Consider the following 21,232-nt stretch of genomic DNA (forward strand, 5'->3'; position numbering starts at 1 on the left):
CGACCGCCCCTCCGCCCGCCCCGTCGGCACCGTGACGCGGGGCACGACGAACCCCAACCGGCTGCGCAAGGTGGACCGCTGGATGGGGTATGCCCTGGGCGGGCTCCTGCGGGCGGCGCCCGACCCGCCGGTGGTGGTCGACCTGGGCTTCGGCGCCTCGCCGGTGACGGTGCTGGAGCTGGCGGGGAGGCTCGGCCGGATCCGGCCGGACGTGCGGCTCGTCGGGGTGGAGATCGACCCCGGGCGGGTGGCCCGGGGACGCGAGCTGGCGGACCCGCCGCGGGTCGACTTCGGGCTCGGCGGCTTCGAGGTGCCGCTGCCGGCCGCCCTCGGTGCGGGGGCCCGCCCGACGGTGGTGCGGGCGTTCAACGTGCTGCGCCAGTATGCCGAGGCCGAGGTCGCGCCGGCCTGGTCCCAGGTGGTGGACCGGCTGGCGCCGGGCGGGGTGCTCGTCGAGGGCACCTGCGACGAGCTGGGGCGGCTCGCGAGCTGGGTCGAGGTGCACCGTGGCGGCGACGGGCGGCCGGCGCCGCGCACCCTCACCCTGTCGCTGCGGCTCGCCGGTCTGGACTCACCCTCGGTCGTCGCCGAGCGGCTGCCCAAGGTGCTCATCCACCGCAATGTGCCGGGCGAGCCCGTCCACCGGTTCCTGGCGGCGCTGGACGAGGCGTGGGCGCGATCGGCGCCGATGGCGAGCTACGGCGCCCGCCAGCGCTTCGTCACCACCGCCCGCACCCTGCGCGACGGCGGTTGGCCGCTGCTGGGTGGCGTCGCCCGGTGGCGCCTCGGCGAGCTCACCCTCGACTGGCACGCCGTCGCCCCCACCTCGACGACCTCCACCCCCGCACAGGACGCGCGGTAGGCATACACAGGACGCGTCCTCGACACACACAGGACACGTGCTCGGCACACACAGGACACGTGCTCGGCACACACAGGACACGTGCTCGGCACACACAGGACACGTCCTCGGCATACACAGAACACGTGGCCGGCATACACAGGACGCGTCCTCGGCATACACAGGACGCGCGGTCGGCATACTCCGGACGTCGCCCCCTGCCGACAGGCCGCGTCCAGCCAGGCGGCGTAGGCTGGGAGCATGCCAGCCATCTACGAGGCACAGAACCTGCTGCAGGTCGTCGTGGGCGTCACGGTCTTCGGGATGATGCTGTGGGCCCTCATCGACTGCGCCCGCACCCGCGGCGACGCGTTCGCCGCGGCCGGCAAGCGCACCAAGCAGTTCTGGTTGCTCCTCACCGGCGGCGCGGCGCTGATCGGATTCATCTTCATGTTCAGCCCGTTCTCGATCTTCAACGTCATCGCGGTGGTGGCAGCAGGGGTGTACCTCGCTGACGTCCGCCCGGCCGTGAAGTCGGTGCAGGGCCGGGGTGGGTCGTCCACGCACATGGGTCCGTACGGCCCCTGGTGAGCCCCCCCTAGTCGGGGGGTATGCCCGGAGTCGCCTGAGCACGCGTCCGGTGCGTCCAGAGTACGCGTCCTGTGCGGCCTGAGCACGCGTCCGGTGCGGTCTGATCACGCGTCCTGTGCGGTGGTGGCGGTGACAGGCCCTCGGGCGGTCAGGTGTCGACCAGGAGGGTGAAGGGGCCGTCGTTGACGAGCTCGACCTCCATCATCGCGCCGAAGCGGCCGGTGGCGACCTCGATCCCGCGCTGCCGGAGGGCCTCCACCACGGCATCGACCAGCGGCTCGGCCACCGGCCCCGGCGCCGCGTCGCCCCACGAGGGGCGCCGGCCCTTGCGGGTGGCGCCGTAGAGCGTGAACTGGCTGACGACCAGCACCGGCGCCCCGGTGTCGGCGACCGAGCGCTCGTCGCGCAGGATCCGCAGCTCGGCGATCTTGCGGGCCATGGTCTCCACGTCGGCGTCGCCGTCGCCGTGGGTGGCGGCGACCAGGGCCACGAGCCCGGGCCGGTCGATCCGGCCGACCACCTCGCCCTCGACGGTCACCGACGCGCGGGTGACCCGCTGCAGCACCGCCCGCACTAGCGGGTCCCCCCGACCGCCGCCCCAGCCCCCGCCGCCCGCGACCGCATCAGCCCGCCTCGGGCAGGACGGCACGCACCCCGCCGACCCGCTGGCCGTGCCCGCGCACCACGGCCCGGGCGTCCAGCGCGTCCATGACGTCCGCCGCCCCGGCCGAGGACTCGTCGACCCCCGCCTGCCGCAGGGCGGCGGTCGTCACCACCACCCGGGCCCGCTCCCCGCCGTCGGTGATCTTCACCGACAGGCCCCGGCCGTCCGCCAGCCCCACGGCGTAGACCGACTCGGCGCCGTCCTTGGCGATGAGCCCCGGCACCGCACCGATGAGCTCGGTCACGTCCCGACCCGTCCCCCCCAGGAACTCCGGGTGGCTGCGGATCGCGTCGGCGACCCGCCCCTCCTCGGTCGACCCGTCGGCCGCGGCGATGCGCCCGAACGCCCGGGCCAGCCCGAGCGAGGACACCCCCAGCGCCGGGGCGCCGCAGCCGTCGACGGTCGAGACCGTCACCGGCTCGCCGGTGAGCTCCTCGACGACCTCGACGACGAGCTGCTGCAGCGGGTGCTCGGGGTCGAGGTAGGTGGAGGTGTCCCACCCGGCCGCCACGCACGCGGCGAGCATGCCGCTGTGCTTGCCGGAGCAGTTCTGCCCCAGCGAGGTCGCCGGGCTCCCCTCCTGCACCCAGCGCCGGCGCTCGTCCTCGTCGAACGGCAGGTCCGGGGTGTTCAGCAGCGCCGACTCGTCGAGCCCCACCGAGGCGAGGATGCGCCGCGCCCCGTCCAGGTGCCGCGGCTCGCCGGAGTGGCTGGCGCAGGCCAGCGCGAGCAGCTCGCCCTCCAGGGACGCCCCCGCCCGCAGCATCGCGACCGCCTGCAGCGGCTTGAGCGAGGAGCGCGGCAGGATCGGCGCCTCCACCGGCCCCAGCGCGAGCTGCGCCGACCCGTCCGCCGCGGTCAGCACCACCACCCCGTGGTGGACCGACTCGACGAAGCCGTTGCGCACCACCTCGGCGACGACGGGTGCGGCGGCGAACGGCGAGCCGGAGGTCTGCGTCTGCGAAGGCATGCGCCCGATCCTGCCAGCCCCCGCGGCGGTCTCCGCACACGGGAGGCGACGGCTCAGGCCGAGACGACCACCGTCTGCGCCGCGGACGCGCCGTCGGCGAGCAACGTCATACCGGGGTCGAGGTTGCGCTTGACGAGCGCCAGCGCGATCGGCCCGTCCTCCGCGTGCCGCGCCACCGTGGTGAGCTGACCGACCGCGCGCCCGCCGTCGAGCGGAGTGAGGTCCGTCCCCGCCTCGGGTATGACGTGACCCGAGCCGTCGAGGTGCAGGAAGACGAGGCGACGGGGCGGGCGCCCGAGGTTCTTGACCCGGGCGACCGTCTCCTGGCCGCGGTAGCAGCCCTTGTGCAGGTGGACGGCCGTCCGCAGCCAGTCCAGCTCGTGCGGGATGGTGCGGTGGTCGGTGTCGACGCCGGCCCGCGGCCGCCAGGCGGCCACCCGCAGCGCCTCCGCCGCCCAGGTCCCGGCCAGCGGGCGGTCGCCGACCGCCGCCGCGAGCTCCTCGCGCGGGACGACCAGCTCGCGCCAGGCGCGGTCGTGCCCCGGGTGGTCGGCGCCCTCGGGGCCGTAGCAGAAGGTGTCCCCGACCGGGCCGGGCCACGGGTCCACCCACGCGACCGGCTCACCGTCGGTCGACTCGCGGGCCACCGGCTCGCCGAGCACGGCATACCGGTCACTGACGTCGGCGACCTCGACGCGCAGCATGAAGCGCATCGAGTCCAGCCACCCGGCCACGGCCGGGGCCGCCCCCGGCTCGGTCGTGAGCCACGTCGTCTCCCCGTCGTCGACGACGTGCAGGGCGTGCTCGACGTGGCCCTTGGGCGACAGGACGAGCGTCTCGGCCGAGCGCCGTGCGGGCAGGTCGACGAGCTGCTGGGTGGTCAGCGAGTGCAGCCAGCTGAGCCGGTCCTGGCCGGTGACGGTGACCACGCCGCGGTGCGAGAGGTCGACGACCGCCAGGCCCTCGGCCAGCAGCCGCTGCTCGCGGTGCGGGTTGCCGTAGTGCGCCGCGACACCCGCGTCGGTCCCGGTGCCCTCCACGGCGCCAGGCCGCTCCAGCAGCACGCTCATCGTCTCCATCCTCCTGCTCGCTCGGGCCGGGTCACCCACGGTACGCGCCCGTCGTCAGGGTGAACGCGCAGGTAGCAGGCATACAATCCCGCCCATGCCGGTCGACGACACCCCCCGCCACGCCGAGGCCTCCCCCGCCCGCGACCGTCGTCGCCACCCGGTGCGCGCGCTCGTCGTCAGCGTCGGGGTGCTGGCGCTCGTCGGGGTGCTGGCGCTCGGTGGCTACGCGTTCTTCCTCCAGCGGACCGTCGAGGGCAACATCGAGCGGGAGGACCTCAACGCGGAGGACAACTCCGTGGTGACGATCTCCCCGGACCGGTCGGGGTCCACCCAGCCCGGTGACGAGGAGGCCACCGCCGACGGCGACGGCGGCTCGGTCGACCTCGACGGGGCGGTCGAGACCGGCGGCGGGGACGGCGAGGGGCAGGTCGACGAGGACGCCGCCGCCCCCATCGTCGGTGAGGACGGCGAGCAGATCGAGGTGCCGCAGAGCGAGTTCGTCGCCACCACCCCGCCACGGCCCGCCGAGGCCGGCGAGGCGATGAACTTCCTCATCATCGGCTCGGACAGCCGCGACCTGTCGGTCGAGCGCGGCCGCTCCGACGTCATCGTGCTCATGCACATCAGCGACGAGCGGGACCGGGTCGACCTCGTGCACTTCCCGCGCGACCTCTTCGTGCCGATCGCCGGGACCGGCGGCTCCTCGAAGATCAACGCCGCCTACTCCTACGGCGGGGCGCCGCTGCTCGTGCAGACCCTGCAGCCGCTCATCGACGTGCCCATCGACCACGTCGTCATCGTCAACTTCGAGAGCTTCCAGGCGATGACCGACGCCATCGGCGGGGTCGACGTCAACGTGGCCGAGGCCTCGACCGGCTTCCCCCAGGGAGTCATGCACATGGACGGCGCCACCGGGCTGGAGTTCGTCCGGGAGCGGTACGAGCTGTCCCAGGGCGACATCTCCCGGGGTCAGCGGCAGCAGGCCTTCATCCAGGCCATCATGACCAAGGCGCTGTCCCGCGAGACCCTGACCAACCCCGCCCGCCTGGCCGGCTTCGTGGACGCCGCGACGACCAACCTCACGGTGGACGCCGACCTGCAGGTGGGCGAGATGCGCGACCTCGGGTTCGCCATGCGCGGGGTGCGCGGCGACGACATCCACTTCGAGACCGCGCCGTGGAGCGGCATCGCCGACCACCCGGTGGCCGGCTCCATCGTCGTCATGGCGGACGAGCAGATGCAGGTCCTGTCCGAGCACCTGCAGAACGACACGATGGAGGACTACACCGACCCGGTGTCCCCGCGCTCCGGCTTCGGCGGATAGTCCCTACCATGGTCGGGTGCCCATCGAACTCGACCCGACCATGCACCCGGACAACGCCCCCCTCGCCTGGCTGCTCGGCACCTGGGCCGGCGCCGGCGTCGTCGGCTACCCGACGATGCCGTCGCGCAACTTCGGCCAGGAGGTCGAGGTGACCCACGACGGCCGCCCCTTCCTGCACTGGACCTCGCGGACCTGGTTGCTCGACGACGAGGGCGGCAAGGAGGAGGTCTTCGCCGTCGAGAGCGGCTACTGGCGCCCGCAGCCGGACGGCGACGTCGAGCTGCTGCTCGCCCACCCGACCGGGGTGGTCGAGATGTACTACGGCAAGGCCGGGCAGGCCAAGGTCGAGGTGGCGACGGACAGCATCGTGCGCAGCCCCAGCTCGCCGGAGTATGCCGCGGCGCAGCGCCTCTACGGCTACGTCAACGGCAACCTCATGTGGGTCATGGACATGGCCGCGGAGGGGCAGGAGATGCAGTCCTACATGTCCGCCGAGCTGCGCCGGGCCTGACCCGCCCTCAGCCGGGGAAGGCGCCGGGCATGAAGGCCAGCCCGACCAGGTAGGGCGTGACACCCACCACGAGCACCGACAGGATGCCCGTCACCAGCCGGGGCCGCGGGTGGGCCAGCGTCGGCAGCCACACCAGCACCGCCCGCATGGCGTGGCTGAGGACCCCGGAGGCCACACCCAGGAGCAGCCACGTCTCCGGGGCCGCGCCCAGCGAGAGCGCCACGCCGACGGAGGCGGCGCCGCCGGCAACCATGGCCAGCGCCGGCAGCCACCCACCCACGCCCCGCCAGCCGATCGCGAGGTCGCTCACCGACGACGCCGCGGAGGCCGCGAGCGCACCGAGCAGCAAGCCGATGCCCGCGGCGGTGTGGCTGGCGGGGACCATGAGGATCCCGCAGCCCACCACGGCCAGCCCGAGGACCACCGCGCTGACCGACTCCACGACGCGCGGGCGACCGTCCCGCCGCAGGATCTGGTGCAGGAACGCGGCGATCATCGCCAGCGAGAGGGCCGCGGGCGCCCAGCCCAGCCACGGCTCCTCCTGACGGACGCCCACCGACACCACCAGCGCGAGGCCGCCCACGAGCAGCACCGTGGCGGTGCCCCGCGGTGAGGGCAGGCCCAGGGTGCCCGACCAGCCCCACGCGACCACGGCGGCGCACGCGCCCAGGGTGGCCGCCAGCAGCCAGGGCGCCGCCACCGCCGACAGGGCCAGCAGCCCGGCCACGACGCACACGACCACGGCCACCGCGCCCACCAGCCGCGGCGTGGGGGCGTCGGCGACCCGCGCGCTCGGGGTGGGAGACGGCATACCCTCCATCTTGCCGCACCGGTGCTGGTGAGGCCCGGAGGCGGGCCGACTCCTATCCTTGGTCCGTGGCCGACCTGGTCCTGCTCACCCCACGCCCCGCCGAGGACACCTCGGCGGCGCTGGTGCTGCCCGGGCTGCCGCTGCTGCCGCACCGGGTGTCGGTCGTCGGGATGGACGTCGGCGCCCTGGTCAGCCGGGGCGACCCCGACCTCGTGCTCGTCGACGCGACCGCCGACCTGGTGCAGGCGCGCGGCGTGCTGCGCTCGCTGTCCGCCCTCGGGCTGGGGGTGCCGGTGCTGGCCGTGGTGGGTGAGGGCGCGCTCGCGGTGCTCGACGACCAGTGGCCGATGGACGACCTCGTCGTCTCGACCGCCAGCCCGGCCGAGCTGTCCGCCCGGCTGCGGCTGGCGCTCGGGCGCGGGTCCCGGCACGCCGGGTCGGTGCCGGACGGGGTGAACGGCACCCGGGCCGCCGAGGAGCCGGAGACCATCCGGGTCGCCGACGTGGTCGTGGACGAGGCGAGCTGGACGGTGCGGGCCGGGGGCCGGGCGCTGGACCTGACCTTCAAGGAGTTCGAGCTGCTGCGCTACCTCGTGCAGCACCCCGGCCGGGTGGTGACCCGCGACATCCTCCTCCAGCAGGTGTGGGGCGGCGACTACTACGGCGGCACCCGCACCGTCGACGTCCACATCCGCCGCCTGCGCGCGAAGCTCGGGCCGGAGCGGGAGTCGCTCATCGGGACCATCCGCGGCGTCGGCTACCGCTTCACCGGGGTGCGGGGCACGGATCGCTGATCTGCGTGCCACACTGACCCCCATGTCCGGAGATCGCCCCCAGCCCGACATCGAGGAACTCCCCGCACTGCCCGGCCGCGTGTCCGGCGACGTGCTCGCCCTGGCCGTGCGCGCCGCGGGCCACGACGGGGTCCGGCCGCTGTCCGAGCAGACGGTGCTGCAGGCGCGCCGGCTGCCCGAGACCAGCGCCAGCCACGAGACCGGGGTGCACCTGGTGGTCCGCGACGGGACGCAGGGGCCGGTCATCGGCTACGGCCACGTCGACACCAGCGACCCGGACGAGCCGTCCGCCGAGCTCGTCGTGGACCCCGACCAGCGGCGGCGCGGGGTGGGCGGGGCGCTGCTCGACCACGTGCTGCAGCGCTGGCCGCAGGTGCGCCTGTGGAGTCACGGGGACCTCCAGGACGCCCGCACGCTCTACGCCTCGCGTGGGCTGCGGGTCGTCCGCGAGCTGTGGCAGATGGCCCGTCCGCTCGCCGGCGAGTGGTCCGACCTGCCCGACCAGGTGGAGCTGCCCGACGGTCTGGCCGTCCGGGCCTACCGGGTGGGCGACGACGACGAGGCGTGGCTGGCGGTCAACGCGCGGGCCTTCGCCGACCACGCCGAGCAGGGCCGCACCAGCCTGGCCGACCTGCAGGACCGGCAGCACGAGCCGTGGTTCGACCCCTCGGGCTTCCTCGTCGTCGAGGACACCACCGAGGTCGACCCCGACGGCCGGGCCCGGATGGCGGCCTTCCACTGGACCAAGGTGGAGACCGACCACCCGGAGACCGGCGAGGTCTACGTCGTCGGGGTGGACCCCGACTACCAAGGCCGGGGGCTGGGGACGGCGGTGACCCTCCTGGGGCTGCAGCACCTGCGCGCCGTCGGGGTGCAGGAGGCCACGCTCTACGTCGACGGTGACAACGCGGCCGCGATCGCGACCTACCAGCGGCTCGGCTTCGAGCGCTCCGCGGTCGACGTCATGTATGCCGCGGGCGACACGGAGGCATGAGCGACGCCGGCCCGTCGGTGGTGCGCGCCGGCGGGGTGCTGCCGGTCCGCGTGCGCGACGGGGTGCTGCAGGTGGCGCTGGTGCACCGACCGCGCTACGACGACTGGTCCTGGCCCAAGGGCAAGCTGGAGCGCGATGAGGACTTCCCGGTCGCCGCGGTGCGCGAGACCTGGGAGGAGACCGGGCTGCGGGTGCGGCTGGGGGCGCCGTTGCCGGTGTCGCGATACCGCCTCGCCGGCGGCTCCGACAAGCTCGTGCACTACTGGGTCGGGGAGGTCGTCGACGGGGACGGGTCGCTGGAGCACGAGGTCGACGAGGTGCGCTGGCTGTCCCCCACGCTCGCCGGGCGCCGCCTGACCTACGACCGGGACCGCGAGCAGCTGACGGCGGTGACCGACCTGCAGGCGACCGGCAGGCTGTCCACGTGGACCCTGCTCGTCGTGCGGCACGCCCTCGCCGTCCCCCGCGGCGACTGGTCCGGGCCGGACCCGGTGCGCCCTCTCAACCGGGCAGGGCGGCGGCGCGCCGCCCACCGCCTCACCGACCTGCTGGCGGCCTACGCGCCGGAGGAGCTGCTCAGCAGCCCCTCGGTCCGCTGCGTCGACACCCTCGCGCCCTTCGCCCGGTCCGCGGGGCTGTCCGTCACGACGAAGCAGGGCCTGTCGGAGGAGGGCTTCGAACGCGACCCGGGCAAGCTCGGCAAGCACCTGCGGAAGGTGCTGGACCGGGGCGTCTCGACCGCCGTCTGCACCCACGGGCCGCTCCTGCCCGACCTGGTCGGCACGCTGCTCGGGCGGGCGGCGCCGGACCTGGACCGGTCCGGAGCGCGGATGCTGAGCCACCTCACCGACGCGACGATGGACAAGGGCGAGGTGCTCGCCTGCACGATGGCCGGCTCCGGGGAGGACGCGCAGGTCCTCGCGGTCGCGCGCTACCGCCCCCACTGAGCACACGGCATACCGAGGTCCCGGGGCGAGAGAAGTGTGCGTGCCGGGCCGGGAGCGCCTCTCGGCGCGTGGCCGCTCGAAGCGGCGTGTGTTGGAGCCCGGGGCTGCCGCGGCCCGGCACGCACCCGACAACGGTACGCCCCTGGCAGATGTTCCCCAAACCTGCACCGGACGCGCGCTCCAGACGCACAGAACTCGTCGTCAGCACACACCGGACGCACGTTTGCGGACCCCACCGGAGGACCACGAGGTAGGCACCGTGCCTCGCGCGTACGCCTACCCGCGCCCGCGGGACGGACGCCTTCCCCGTACGTCCAAGACGTGTCCTGCGCGCTCCCGGGACGCGTCCTGTGTGCTCCCAGCACGAGTCCTGTGCGCTCCCGGGACGCGTCCTGTGCGTGCTGAACACACGTCCGGTGCAGAGGGGGCGCGGGTCAGTGCAGGTCGCCGATGCGCCAGAGGCCGGCGCAGGCCGCGAGGTCGTCGGCGGTGTCGCGCAGGCGGGCGGCGCGGGTCACCTGCTCGGACGGTATGTCGTCGTCCCCCGGGTCGGCGAGACCGACCGCCATGACGTGACAGAAGGCGCTGGCGCGCTCCAGCGCGATGGCGAGGTCGCCGGTGTAGACACCGCCGAGGATCTGCTCGGTCAGGCGGCGCAGGGCGTCCGGGTCGGGCGGCTCGGCCACCCCGGCGATGGCGCGGTAGACCTCCGTGTGCCCGGCCCCGGCGACGAACCGCCGGCCCACCTCCTCGGGCTGGCGCAGCACCCACTCGTGCAGCAGGTAGATCCGCCACAGCGCCCCGGGCAGGCTCCGGGCCGGCCGGTCCGACCACAGCTGGGCGACCGTGGCCAGCCCCACCTCGCCCACGAGCCCCACCAGCCGGGAGGCCAGCTCGCTGTCCCCCGAGGACTCGGCGCGTCCACGGCCCACCACCAGCTCGGCGCTGCGGTGGGCCGCCTCGGCCACCTCCAAAGGGTCGACCGGGTCGGTGACGTCCTCGAGCCGGTCCGGCGGCCGCAGGGTGGGCCGGTGGAACCGGCGACGCGAGCCGTCGTCGCTCATCGCCGCACCACCACCACGCTGTCCGGACCGAGCCGCAGCTCGGGAGCGCCGTCGGCGACGCTCCCCGGGAAGGCCGCCACGAGGTCGACCCCCACCGGCTGCTCCCCGCCGTCGGCGGTCGGGACCGGCACGACGACCTCGCCCTCGCCGCCGAGCCGGGCCACGAGCGCGACCCCGGGCCGCACGACGGTGATGACCTCGCCACCGGTGCCGTCCGGCTCCCGGACCACGTCGCCGACCGTCCCGCGCACCTCCGGCGGCGTGTCCCGCCGCCAGTGCAGCAGGCTGCGGTAGAACGCCAGCATCTCCGCGTGCCCCGCCTCGTTTACCTCCACCCAGCGCAGGGTCGAGGCCGCGACCGTCCCGGGGTCCTGCGGGTCCGGCACCTCGCCGGCCCACCCGTGCTCGGCGAACTCCGCCCGGCGCCCCTCGCGGATGGACTGTGCGAGCCACTCCTCCTCGTGGTCGGTGAAGTACTGCCACGGCGTCGAGGCGCCCCACTCCTCCCCCATGAAGAGCATGGGCGTCCACGGCGCGGTGAGCAGCAGCGCGGCCCCGATCGCGTGCCGCCCCGCCGGTATGCCGTGGTGCAGCCGGTCCCCGACCGCCCGGTTGCCGACCTGGTCGTGGGTCTGCAGCGAGGCGACGTAGCGCCACGGCTCGGTGACGTCGAGGTCGACGGGCCGCCCGTGCACCCGCCCGCGGAACGTCGAGAGCGTGCCGTCGTGGAAGAACGGCGTGGTGCCCAGCACCTTGGGCACGGCGGCCTCGTCGGCGAAGTCGGCGTAGTAGCCCTGCGCCTCCCCCGACAGCAGCACGTGCAGCGCGTGGTGCACGTCGTCGGCCCACTGGCCGTGCAGCCCGAGGCCACCGGCCCCGCCCGGCCCCCGCCGGGAGACCGTCGCGGGGTCGTTGCGGTCGGACTCGGCGACGAGCGTGCGCGGCACCCCGGTGCGCTCGGTGACCTCGTCGGCCAGCGCGGCGAGATCCTCGAGCAGGTGCACGGCGCGCTCGTCGTGGAGGGCGTGGACGGCGTCCAGCCGCAGCCCGTCGAGGTGGTAGTCCTCGAGCCACATCCGGGTGTTGTCCAGCAGGTAGGCCCGCACCTCGTCGCTGCCCGGCCCGTCGAGGTTGACCGCCTCCCCCCACGGCGTGTGGTGCCGGTCGGTGAAGTAGGGGCCGGCCTGCCGCAGGTAGTTGCCGCTCGGTCCCAGGTGGTTGTAGACGACGTCCAGCCACACCGCGAGGCCTGCCGCGTGGGCGGCGTCGACGAACCGGGCCAGCCCCTGCGGTCCGCCGTAGGGGTCGTGCACGGCATACAGCGCGACGCCGTCGTAGCCCCAGCCGTGCCGACCGGGGAAGGCGGCCACCGGCATCAGCTCGACGACGCTGACCCCCAGCTCGACAAGGTGGCCGAGGCGCTCGGCGGCGGCGTCGAAGGTGCCCTCCTCGGTGAAGGTCCCGACGTGCAGCTCGTAGACCGCGGCCCGCTCCATCGGCACCCCGGCCCAGCCCTCGTCGGTCCACGGGAAGGCGCCGGTGTCGACGAGCGCGCTCGCGGCGTGGACGCCGTCCGGCTGGTGCCGCGACCGGGGGTCGGGCACCGGGTCGCCGCCGTCGACGGAGAAGGCGTAACGGCCCTCGTGCGCGGCGACGTCGGCGGCGACGGACCACCACCCGGCCCCGTCGGCCGACGCCACCATCGGCTCGCGCGCGGCCCCGTCGGCACCGAGCACCAGCTCGACCCGCTCGGCGTCGGGCGCCCACAGGCGCACCTGCTGACGGCTCATCGGCTCCCCTCCTGGAGGTCGGCGGCGCGCACCAGCAGCGCGACCGGGGCGTGCGCGAAGACGTCGGCGGCGAGCGGGCCCGCGCCGTCCTCGCCGACAAGGTGCTCCTCGCCGGTGAGCGCGTCGACCCAGCGGTCCGGCGGCAGCGGTATGCGTTGCCCGCCCAGCCCTCCGGCCGCACCGAGCGCGCGGGGCGCCCGGATGGTGAGGGTCGCGGCGACCCCGCCGCGGAGGAAGCCGAGGACGTGCTCGCCGGCCTCGACGGGGGCGTAGTCGGCGCCGGGCCCGTAGGCGTGCGGGAGCCACGCCCGCAGCCGCAGCACCCTGGAGGTCACCCAGAGCACCTCGTCGGACAGGTCGCCCGTCCACCCGGTGGCGTCGATGCGCTGCAGCCGCTCGATCCGCTCGTCGTAGTCGACCGGGCGGCGGTTGTCCGGGTCGACGAGGGACAGGTCGACGACGCCGGCGCCCTGGTAGGTGTCGGGGACACCGGGCAGGGTCAGCTGCAGGATCTTCTGCGCCAGGGTGAGGGTCCGGATCGTCGGGTCGTTGTCCCGGACGGCGGCCGCGATCGCCTCCGACACCTCCCCCTCCCCCAGCATCTCGTGCGCCAGCGCGAGCACCCGCTCCTCGTAGTCGGCGTCCGGCTCGGTCCACGTGGAGTGCAGCTTGGCCTCGCGGACGGCCTTGGTGAGGTAGGCGTCGAGCCGCTCGGTGTCGACGCGGCCGGCGCCGACGAGGGTCTGCCAGATGAGGTGCGCGGTCTCCCCGTCCACCCGGTGCCGGGCCGCCGCCTCGAGCGCGGCGCGGGAGACGGACTTCCAGGCCCCGCCGTCCCCGGAGACGGCGAGGATCCGGGCCCGCACGTCCTCGCTGCGCTTGGTGTCGTGGGTGGACAGGGTGGTCATGCCGACCGGCCAGTGCTCGGCCTGGTGCCGGGCCCAGGCGTGCAGGGTGGCGACCCCGCGGGCGGGGTCGAGCCCGACCGCCGGGTCGGCGCCCACCTCGTTGAGCGCGACGAGGCGGTGCCAGCGGTAGAACGCGGTGTCCTCGATGCCCTTGGCCATGACCGGGCCGGTGGTCTGCTGGAAGCGCACGCACAGGTCGGTCGCGGCGGCAGGGTCGGTGGCGCACCCCTGCGGGTCGGCGAGGACGGCCGCGAGCGCGTCGATCTCCTCGCGCAGCTCGGGGCGGGCCGCGCGGGCCCGCTCGTGCCCGTCGTGCAGCGGCTGCACCATGGACTCGTCGGCCTCGGTCGGGGCGGCGCCGGGCCGCACGTAGGCGCGGTAGACGTGCACCGAGACCAGCAGCTCGACGAGGGCCTCGCGCAGCCGCGCCTCGTCGAGCCGCGGCAGGGCCTGGACGGCGCGGCGCAGGAGCCGGGCGACCTCGGGCTGCAGCAGCTCGGTCGCCGCGAGCCGCTTGCACCGCTCGACCTCCACGTGCAGGTCGGGCTCGCCGCCGGTGCGCTCCCACGCGCCGCTGACGGCCTCGGTGGTCGTCGGGTCGACGAGGGCGGCGGACAGGGCCGCGTTCGCGTCGTAGCCGGTGGTGCCCGCGCAGGCCCAGACGTCGGGGAGGCGCTCGTCGCCCTCGAGGATCTTCTCCACCCAGACCGGGGTGCCGGGCTGCAGGGCGTCGGTGAGCCGCTGGAGGTATGCCGTGGGGTCGGCCAGCCCGTCCGGGTGGTCGATGCGGAACCCGTCGACGACGCCGCGCCGGTGCAGGTCGAGGAGCAGCGCGTGGGTGTCGGCGAAGACGTCGGCCTGCTCCACCCGGACCCCGATGAGGCCGTCGACCTCGAAGAACCGGCGGTAGTTGAGCACGTCGGCCGAGTCCAGCCAGCACGCGAGCAGCCAGCGCTGGGCGTCGAGGACGGCCCGCAGCGCGGCCGGCGAGCCGGGGCCGTCCGGGTGCTCCTGCGCGATCTGCTCCGTGCCGGGCGCCAGCGGCAGCACGTGCTCGAAGTAGCGGGCGACCGGCTGGCCGGCCGCCGGGCCCTCGTCCTCCCGGCCGGTGTCCAGGGTGATCTCGCCCCGGTCGAGCACGGCGTCGAGGTCGTCGCCCAGGACCGGCAGGCCGAAGCGGCCGCCGAGGTGGGCCCAGTCGACGTCGAACCACGCCGCCCGGGCGGCGGTCGGCCCGTCCCGCAGCACCTCCCACACGGGGGCGTTGCGCCACAGCGGGGCGACCAGCGCCATGTGGTTGGGGACGATGTCGACGACGACCCCCAGGCCCAGCTCGTGAGCGGCGTCGGCGAGCGCCTCGAGCCCGGGCCGCCCGCCGATCTCGGGGTTGACCTCGGTGTGGTCCAGCACGTCGTAGCCGTGCTCGGAGCCGGGGACGGCGGTGAGCACGGGCGAGAGGTAGACGTGGCTGACCCCCAGCGCCCGCAGGTAGGGCAGGACCTCCTGCGCGTCGGCGCAGGTGAACCCGGCGTGCAGCTGGAGGCGGTAGGTGGCGGTCAGGGGACGCGGCGTGGAAGCTGTCATGACCCGCCCAGTCTCTCACCCGCGCGGCCGGGACGGCCCCTGGTCCGGACCCCGCACGGTATGCGGTGCGCCGCGGCTCGGGGCGCACGTCCTGCGGCCCCCGCACCCCCGCTCCGGCGAGTGCTGGCCCCTCCGGTCGGAATGGGTGAGGTGCGGTGTCCGACCGTAGAATCTTCAGCGTGCTGCCCGCTCCCCGACCAGACCTGCGTGCCCTGGCGCAGGAGCGCATCCTCGTCCTGGACGGCGGCTACGGCACGCTGCTGCAGCAGCGGGGTCTGGAGGAGGAGGACTTCCACGGACCGGCCGACGACCCGGCCTGGGCCCCGCTCCGCGAGGTCACCCTCAAGGGCAACTTCGACCTGCTGGCGCTGACCCGGCCGGATGTCCTGGCGGACGTGCACCGGTCATACCTCGAGGCGGGCGCCGACCTGCTGACCACCAACACCTTCACCTCGACCACCATCGCCCAGGCCGACTACGAGGCCGGCCACCTGGCGCGCCCCATGAACGTCGCCTCCGCCCGGGTCGCCCGGGAGGTCGCGGACGCCGTGGAGGCCGAGACCGGCCGGCCGCGCTGGGTCGTCGGGACGCTCGGGCCGACCAACCGGACCGCGTCCCTGTCGCCCGACGTGGAGCGCCCGGAGTTCCGGGCGATCACCTACGACCAGCTGCGGGAGGCCTACGCCGAGCAGGCCGCCGGGCTGCTCGAGGGCGGGGCGGACGTGCTCATGGTGGAGACCGTCTTCGACACCCTCAACGCCAAGGCCGCCCTGCACGCGGTCGGCGACGTGCTGGACGCCCGGGAGGCTGCGGGCCACGCCCGGGTCCCGGTCATGCTCTCCGGCACCATCACCGACGCCTCCGGGCGCACTCTGTCGGGGCAGACCCCGGAGGCCTTCGCGGTCTCCACCGAGCACGTCGACCTGGCCTCGGTCGGCCTCAACTGCGCGCTGGGCGCCGAGGAGATGCGCCCGCACCTGCGCGAGCTCGGCGGTGCGAGCAGCGCCCTCACCTCGGTGCACCCCAACGCAGGTCTGCCCAACGCCTTCGGCGGCTACGACGACACCCCCGAGGAGATGGCCGAGGTCCTCGGCGACATGGCCCGCGAGGGGCTGGTCAACATCGTCGGCGGCTGCTGCGGCACCACCCCCGAGCACATCCGGGCCATCGCCGAGGCGGTCGAGGGGGTCGAGCCGCGGCGCGCGCCCGGGCCCACGGCATACCTGCGGACCTCAGGGCTGGAGGCGTTCACCCTCACCCCGGACGTCAACTTCGTCAACGTCGGCGAGCGCACCAACCTCACCGGCAGCCCGAAGTTCGCGAGGGCCGTCCGCGAGGGCGACTGGGACGCCGCTGTGGCGATCGCCCGCCAGCAGGTCGACGCCGGCGCCCAGATCGTCGACGTCAACGTCGACGAGGGCATGCTCGACGGCCCGGAGACGATGACCCACTTCCTCAACCTGCTGGCCGGCGAGCCGGACGTCGCCCGGGTGCCGGTGATGATCGACTCCTCCCGCTGGGAGGTGCTCGAGGCCGGGCTGCGCTGCATCCAGGGCAAGGGCGTCGTCAACAGCCTGTCGCTCAAGGACGGCGAGGCCGAGTTCCTCCGCCGGGCGGCGGTCGTGCGCCGCTACGGCGCGGCGGTGGTCGTCATGGCCTTCGACGAGACCGGCCAGGCCGACACCTACCAGCGCCGCATCGAGGTCTGCCGCCGGGCCTACGACCTGCTGACGACGCCGAGCGCAGGCCTGCCCGACCCCTTCCCTGCGCACGACGTCATCTTCGACCCCAACATCCTCACCGTCGCCACCGGGATGAGCGAGCACGACCGCTACGCCCTGGACTTCATCGAGGCGACGCGGTGGATCAAGGAGAACCTGCCCGGCGCCCTGGTCTCCGGCGGCGTCTCCAACGTCTCCTTCTCCTTCCGCGGCAACAACGTCGTCCGCGAGGCGATGCACTCGGTCTTCCTCTTCCACGCCATCGGGGCCGGGCTGGACATGGGCATCGTCAACGCCGGGATGCTGGGGGTCTACGCCGACCTCGACCCCGAGCTGCGGGACACCGTGGAGGACGTCGTCCTCGCCCGGCGCGAGGACGCCACCGAACGGCTCATCGAGCTGGCCGAGCGGATCAAGGCGGACAGCGAGGGCGCCGCGCCGGGTGAGCGCTCGGCCGCCGCGGCGGCCAAGCTGGCGTGGCGGGACGCGCCGGTGGCCGAGCGGCTGCGGCACGCCCTCGTCCAGGGCATCGACACGTATGCCGTGGAGGACGCCGAGGAGGCCTACCAGGAGCTGGGGTCGCCGCTGGCGGTCATCGAGGGCCCGCTCATGGCCGGCATGGACGTCGTCGGGGACCTGTTCGGCGCCGGCAAGATGTTCCTCCCCCAGGTGGTGAAGTCGGCCCGGGTGATGAAGAAGGCGGTCGCGCACCTCACCCCCTACCTCGAGGCGGCGGCCGCCGAGACCGGCGGGCACAGCAAGGGCCGCGTCGTCATGGCCACGGTCAAGGGCGACGTGCACGACATCGGCAAGAACATCGTCGGCGTGGTGCTCGGGTGCAACGGCTACGAGGTCACCGACCTGGGGGTCATGGTCCCGGCGGAGAAGATCCTGGCCACGGCCGACGAGCTGGGCGCCGAGGTCATCGGGGTCTCCGGGCTCATCACCCCCAGCCTGGACGAGATGGTCTCGCTGGCCACGGAGATGCAGCGGCGCGGGCTCACCACCCCGCTGCTCATCGGGGGCGCCACGACCTCCCCCGCGCACACCGCGGTGAAGATCGACCCGGCCTACGAGGGCACCGTCGTGCACGTCGTCGACGCCTCCCGGGCGGTCGGGGTCGTCGCGGACGCCATCCACCACGAGGAGAAGCTGCGCGACCGGGTGGCCGGCAGCTACGCCGAGCTGCGCGAGCGCCACGGGGCCAAGGACGTGCGTCTGGTGCCGCTGGAGGAGGCGCGGGCCAGCACCCGGGCGGTGGCCGATCCGGTGCCGGTGACCCCGCGGCTGCTCGGCACCCGGGTGGTGGAGCCGACGCTGGCCGAGCTCGTCGAGATCGTCGACTGGACGCCGTTCTTCACCGCCTGGGAGCTGCGCGGCTCCTACCCGCGCATCCTGGAGGACCCCAAGGTCGGCGCGCAGGCACGGGCGACCTGGGAGGACGGTCAGCGCTGGCTGCGCCAGGTCGTCGACGAGGGCCTGTTCACCCCCCGCGGCGTCATCGGGCTCTGGCCCGCCCGGCGCTCCGCCGACGGCGACGACATCGTGCTGGACACGGGAGGAGGCGAGCCGGGGAGCTCGACCGTGACGCTGCATACCCTCCGGCAGCAGAAGGAGCGGCGGCAGGGCGGGTATGCGGCGCTCGCCGACTTCGTCGCCGCGGAGGGCGACCACGTGGGGGCGTTCGCGGTGTCGATCCACGGGGCCGACACCCTCGCCGCCCGGCTGCGCGACGAGGAGCACGACGACTACGGCGCGATCATGGTGCAGGTGCTGGCCGACCGGCTCGCGGAGGCCTTCGCGGAGTGGGTGCACCGGGAGGTGCGGACCGACCTGTGGGGCTACGCGGCGCAGGAGGACCTGCCGGTCGAGGAGCTCATCAAGGAGCGCTACGACGGCATCCGGCCGGCGCCCGGCTACCCGGCCCAGCCCGACCACACGGAGAAGTTCACCCTGTGGTCGCTGCTGGACGCCCAGACCGCGGCCGGGATGACGCTCACCGAGCACGGCGCCATGAGCCCGAACAGCGCGGTCTCCGGGCTCGTCGTGGGACACCCGGAGTCGCGCTACTTCTCCGTGGGACGCATCGGCACCGACCAGGTGCAGGACTACGCGCGGCGCAAGGGCTGGGACGTCGAGACCGCCGAGCGGTGGCTGGGGCCGCTGCTGCACTGACGGTGGACGCGGCCCCGCGGGCGGTCCACTACCGCATTCCCGCCTCGCTCGCATCGTGACCCGACCGTTGCCTGCATAACATTCGTGTCACGAAGGGACGCAGAACCCGCTCTGGACCTGCGGTGACGTCCGCGACGTTGCTACTTTCGGGTGAACTAGTGTGCCCCCGATCACAGGAGCCCCGTGGCCTCCATATCTGCCGAGAAGCTCTACAAGGTCTTCGGCCGCCGCCCCCAGCGCGGCGTCGACGCCTTGGAGAGCGGCGCGACCCGCGCCGACCTGCGCAAGCAGGGTCTGACCCCTGCCGTCATCGACGCCTCCTTCGACGTGAAGGACGGTGAGATCTTCGTCGTCATGGGCCTGTCCGGATCGGGCAAGTCCACCCTCATCCGCATGGTCAACGGGCTCCTCGAGCCGACCAGCGGCACGGTCTCCATCGACGGGGACGACGTCACCCGGCTGACCGGCGAGAAGCTGCGCCGCGTGCGTCGCGAGAAGGTCAGCATGGTCTTCCAGCACTTCGCGCTGCTCCCGCACCGCACCGTGGGCGAGAACGCCGCCTACGCCCTCGAGATCAGCGGCACGAACCGCGCGGAGCGCGAGAAGCGCGCCGACCGGGCGCTGGAGATGGTCGGCCTCGGTGGCTGGGGCGGGTCGCTGCCCGGGGAGCTGTCCGGCGGGATGCGGCAGCGCGTCGGGCTGGCCCGGGCGCTGGCCTCCGGCACCGACATCATGCTCATGGACGAGGCGTTCAGCGCCCTCGACCCGCTCATCCGGCGGGACATGCAGGACCAGCTCATCGAGCTGCAGCACGAGCTCGGCAAGACGATCCTCTTCATCACCCACGACCTCAACGAGGCCATGCGTCTGGGCGACCGCATCGCGATGATGCGCGACGGCCGGATCGAGCAGGTGGGCAGCGCCGAGGAGATCCTCAACAACCCGGTCAACAACTACGTCGCGGAGTTCGTCCAGGACGTCGACCGCACCCGGGTGCTGACGGCCGCCAACGTCATGGAGCCCCCGGTCGCCGTCCTCGGCACCGAGCAGGGGCCGCAGACCGCTCACAAGCTCATGCGCGAGCACCAGACCACCGTCCTGCCCGTGGTCCGCCGCGACCGCACGCTCGCCGGTCTCGTCCACGAGCGCGACGTCGCGACCGCCGTCCGCGACGGGGGCGAGATGAGGGTCGTGCCGGCCGAGCAGGTCGGTGTCGTCCGGACCGGCGACCACCTGGTCGACCTCTTCGGGCACGCCACCGAGCACTCCCTCCTCGTGGTGCTGGACGAGCAGGACAAGGTCGCGGGCGTCATCCCCCGCGTCACGCTGCTCGCGGCCCTGCGCAGCGACCCCACGTCGACGAGCGACACCGACCAGCCCACGACCACGGACGCCCAGCTGCAGCCGGCCGGAGGTGCCGCATGAGCGAGAACGACTCGATCGTCCCCCGCATCCCCGTCGGCGAGTGGGGGGACAGCGCGCTGGACTGGATCAACGACAACTTCGAGTGGCTGCTCGACTTCCTGGCGACCGTCCTCGACTTCCTGGTCAGCACCCTCACCGACGCCCTGGTCACCGTGCCGGCCCTGGTCCTGGTCGTGGTCTTCGCCCTCGTCGGGCTGCTGGTGCGCTCGTGGGAGCTGGCCGTCGGCACCGTGATCACCTTCCTGCTCATCATCGCGATGGACCAGTGGGTGACGGCGATGCAGACCCTCGCCCTGGTCCTCATCGCGACCCTCGTGGCCATCCTCGTCGCCGTCCCGATCGGCATCCTCGCGGCGCGCAACGAGCGGGTCAGCGCCGTCGTCCGGCCGGTGCTGGACTTCATGCAGACCATGCCGGCCTTCGTCTACCTCATCCCGGCCGTGGTCTTCTTCGGCATCGGCGTGGTCCCCGGCATCTTCGCCACGGTCATCTTCGCGCTCCCCCCGGGCGTGCGCCTCACCGAGCTCGGCATCCGCGGGGTGGACTCGGAGACCGTCGAGGCCGGCCAGGCCTTCGGAGCCACACCGGGCCAGATCCTGCGCGGCATCCAGCTCCCGCTGGCCACGCCGACCATCATGGCCGGCGTCAACCAGGTCATCATGCTGTCGCTGTCCATGGCGGTCATCGCCGGCATCGCCGGGGCCGACGGGCTCGGCAAGGAGGTCGTGGCCTCCATCTCGACCCTCGACGGACCGCAGGGCATCGAGGCCGGCCTGTCCGTCGTCATCATCGCCATCTACCTCGACCGGGTCACCGCTGCGCTGGGCCGTCCCGGCGACTACCCCCACTCGGGGCTGAGCATGCTGCGCCGCCGCCGGGCCGCCGGCGGCGGGGGCAGTGACGCGGCGCAGGACGAGGCCGACGAGCGGGTCGAGGGCGGCGCCGACCAGGGCCGCGGACTCGCCCAGGTCGGCAGCTGAGCCGGCGCACCACCCCACCACCACCTGAACGGACCGTCCCGTGGCGGTCACCATCGAAGAAGGGAACC

Annotated in this window: 17 protein-coding genes; 10 read left to right on the forward strand and 7 right to left on the reverse strand. The window is 74.1% G+C overall.

The genetic code is table 11. The features are described 5' to 3' along the window. Positions 1-82 precede the first annotated feature (82 nt). Positions 83-862: a class I SAM-dependent methyltransferase gene (locus EUS26_RS00855; RefSeq protein ID WP_475297231.1), complete on the forward strand. Its 780-nt coding sequence runs from the start codon at positions 83-85 to the stop codon at positions 860-862. Between the two features lie 240 nt (positions 863-1,102). Then, positions 1,103-1,432: a DUF2516 family protein gene (locus EUS26_RS00860; RefSeq protein ID WP_130011284.1), complete on the forward strand. Its 330-nt coding sequence runs from the start codon at positions 1,103-1,105 to the stop codon at positions 1,430-1,432. 148 nt (positions 1,433-1,580) lie between these two features. On the opposite strand, the gene dtd is transcribed toward EUS26_RS00860, so the two are convergent. The 3 genes from dtd to ygfZ are packed head-to-tail and all read right to left on the reverse strand — an operon-like array spanning position 1,581 to position 4,136. After that, positions 1,581-2,006, reverse strand: coding sequence for a D-aminoacyl-tRNA deacylase (dtd, locus tag EUS26_RS00865; RefSeq protein ID WP_130011285.1), 426 nt, complete (start codon positions 2,004-2,006; stop codon positions 1,581-1,583). 49 nt (positions 2,007-2,055) lie between these two features. Next, complete coding sequence (locus tag EUS26_RS00870; protein WP_130011286.1) at positions 2,056-3,066, reverse strand: asparaginase; 1,011 nt, start codon at positions 3,064-3,066, stop codon at positions 2,056-2,058. 53 nt (positions 3,067-3,119) lie between these two features. Continuing rightward, the gene (gene ygfZ / locus EUS26_RS00875; RefSeq protein ID WP_130011287.1) at positions 3,120-4,136 is read right to left on the reverse strand and encodes a CAF17-like 4Fe-4S cluster assembly/insertion protein YgfZ; all 1,017 of its coding nucleotides are present in this window, start codon (positions 4,134-4,136) and stop codon (positions 3,120-3,122) included. Positions 4,137-4,230: 94 nt separating this feature from the next. On the opposite strand from ygfZ, the gene EUS26_RS17250 reads away from it, so the two are divergent. Then, on the forward strand, positions 4,231-5,460 hold the full coding sequence (locus tag EUS26_RS17250) for an LCP family protein (protein ID WP_238148757.1): 1,230 nt from the start codon (positions 4,231-4,233) through the stop codon (positions 5,458-5,460). A 16-nt stretch (positions 5,461-5,476) separates the two neighbouring features. Further along, positions 5,477-5,971, forward strand: a complete 495-nt coding sequence (locus tag EUS26_RS00885) for a heme-binding beta-barrel domain-containing protein (protein WP_130011288.1) — start codon at positions 5,477-5,479, stop codon at positions 5,969-5,971. Positions 5,972-5,978: 7 nt separating this feature from the next. Here EUS26_RS00885 and EUS26_RS00890 read toward each other — a convergent pair whose 3' ends face one another. Next, positions 5,979-6,782 carry a hypothetical protein gene (locus tag EUS26_RS00890; RefSeq protein ID WP_130011289.1) on the reverse strand — a complete coding sequence of 268 codons (804 nt, stop codon included), beginning with the start codon at positions 6,780-6,782 and terminating at the stop codon, positions 5,979-5,981. 65 nt (positions 6,783-6,847) lie between these two features. Between EUS26_RS00890 and EUS26_RS00895 the strand changes: the two genes are divergently transcribed. Genes EUS26_RS00895 through EUS26_RS00905 form a run of 3 tightly spaced genes read left to right on the forward strand, consistent with a single transcriptional unit; the run spans position 6,848 to position 9,517 of the window. Further along, complete coding sequence (locus EUS26_RS00895) at positions 6,848-7,576, forward strand: winged helix-turn-helix transcriptional regulator (protein ID WP_130011290.1); 729 nt, start codon at positions 6,848-6,850, stop codon at positions 7,574-7,576. 22 nt (positions 7,577-7,598) lie between these two features. Continuing rightward, positions 7,599-8,570, forward strand: a complete 972-nt coding sequence (gene mshD, locus EUS26_RS00900) for a mycothiol synthase (RefSeq protein WP_130011291.1) — start codon at positions 7,599-7,601, stop codon at positions 8,568-8,570. Continuing rightward, entirely contained in the window at positions 8,567-9,517 is a 951-nt protein-coding gene (locus tag EUS26_RS00905) for an NUDIX hydrolase (protein WP_130011292.1), read from the forward strand. Before mshD ends, EUS26_RS00905 begins: the two co-directional genes overlap by 4 nt. Positions 9,518-9,951: 434 nt before the next feature. Here the strand turns inward: EUS26_RS00905 and EUS26_RS00910 are convergent, their stop codons facing one another. Genes EUS26_RS00910 through treY form a run of 3 tightly spaced genes read right to left on the reverse strand, consistent with a single transcriptional unit; the run spans position 9,952 to position 14,863 of the window. Further along, positions 9,952-10,581, reverse strand: coding sequence for a hypothetical protein (locus EUS26_RS00910; RefSeq protein WP_130011293.1), 630 nt, complete (start codon positions 10,579-10,581; stop codon positions 9,952-9,954). Beyond that, positions 10,578-12,371 carry a malto-oligosyltrehalose trehalohydrolase gene (gene treZ, locus EUS26_RS00915; protein WP_130011294.1) on the reverse strand — a complete coding sequence of 598 codons (1,794 nt, stop codon included), beginning with the start codon at positions 12,369-12,371 and terminating at the stop codon, positions 10,578-10,580. Before treZ ends, EUS26_RS00910 begins: the two co-directional genes overlap by 4 nt. Continuing rightward, positions 12,368-14,863: a malto-oligosyltrehalose synthase gene (treY, locus tag EUS26_RS00920; RefSeq protein WP_130011295.1), complete on the reverse strand. Its 2,496-nt coding sequence runs from the start codon at positions 14,861-14,863 to the stop codon at positions 12,368-12,370. Before treY ends, treZ begins: the two co-directional genes overlap by 4 nt. Positions 14,864-15,042: 179 nt before the next feature. Between treY and metH the strand changes: the two genes are divergently transcribed. The 3 genes from metH (at position 15,043) to EUS26_RS00935 (ending at position 21,164) form a co-directional block, all read left to right on the forward strand. Beyond that, complete coding sequence (metH, locus tag EUS26_RS00925; RefSeq protein WP_130011296.1) at positions 15,043-18,759, forward strand: methionine synthase; 3,717 nt, start codon at positions 15,043-15,045, stop codon at positions 18,757-18,759. A 183-nt stretch (positions 18,760-18,942) separates the two neighbouring features. Beyond that, positions 18,943-20,184 (forward strand): quaternary amine ABC transporter ATP-binding protein, encoded by a 1,242-nt coding sequence (locus EUS26_RS00930; protein WP_130011297.1) that lies wholly within the window; start codon positions 18,943-18,945, stop codon positions 20,182-20,184. Further along, on the forward strand, positions 20,181-21,164 hold the full coding sequence (locus EUS26_RS00935) for an ABC transporter permease (RefSeq protein WP_130011298.1): 984 nt from the start codon (positions 20,181-20,183) through the stop codon (positions 21,162-21,164). Before EUS26_RS00930 ends, EUS26_RS00935 begins: the two co-directional genes overlap by 4 nt. Positions 21,165-21,232: the final 68 nt, after the last annotated feature.

Source organism: Serinicoccus sediminis, from assembly GCF_004153545.1.
GTDB classification, from domain to species: domain Bacteria; phylum Actinomycetota; class Actinomycetes; order Actinomycetales; family Dermatophilaceae; genus Ornithinicoccus; species Ornithinicoccus sediminis_A.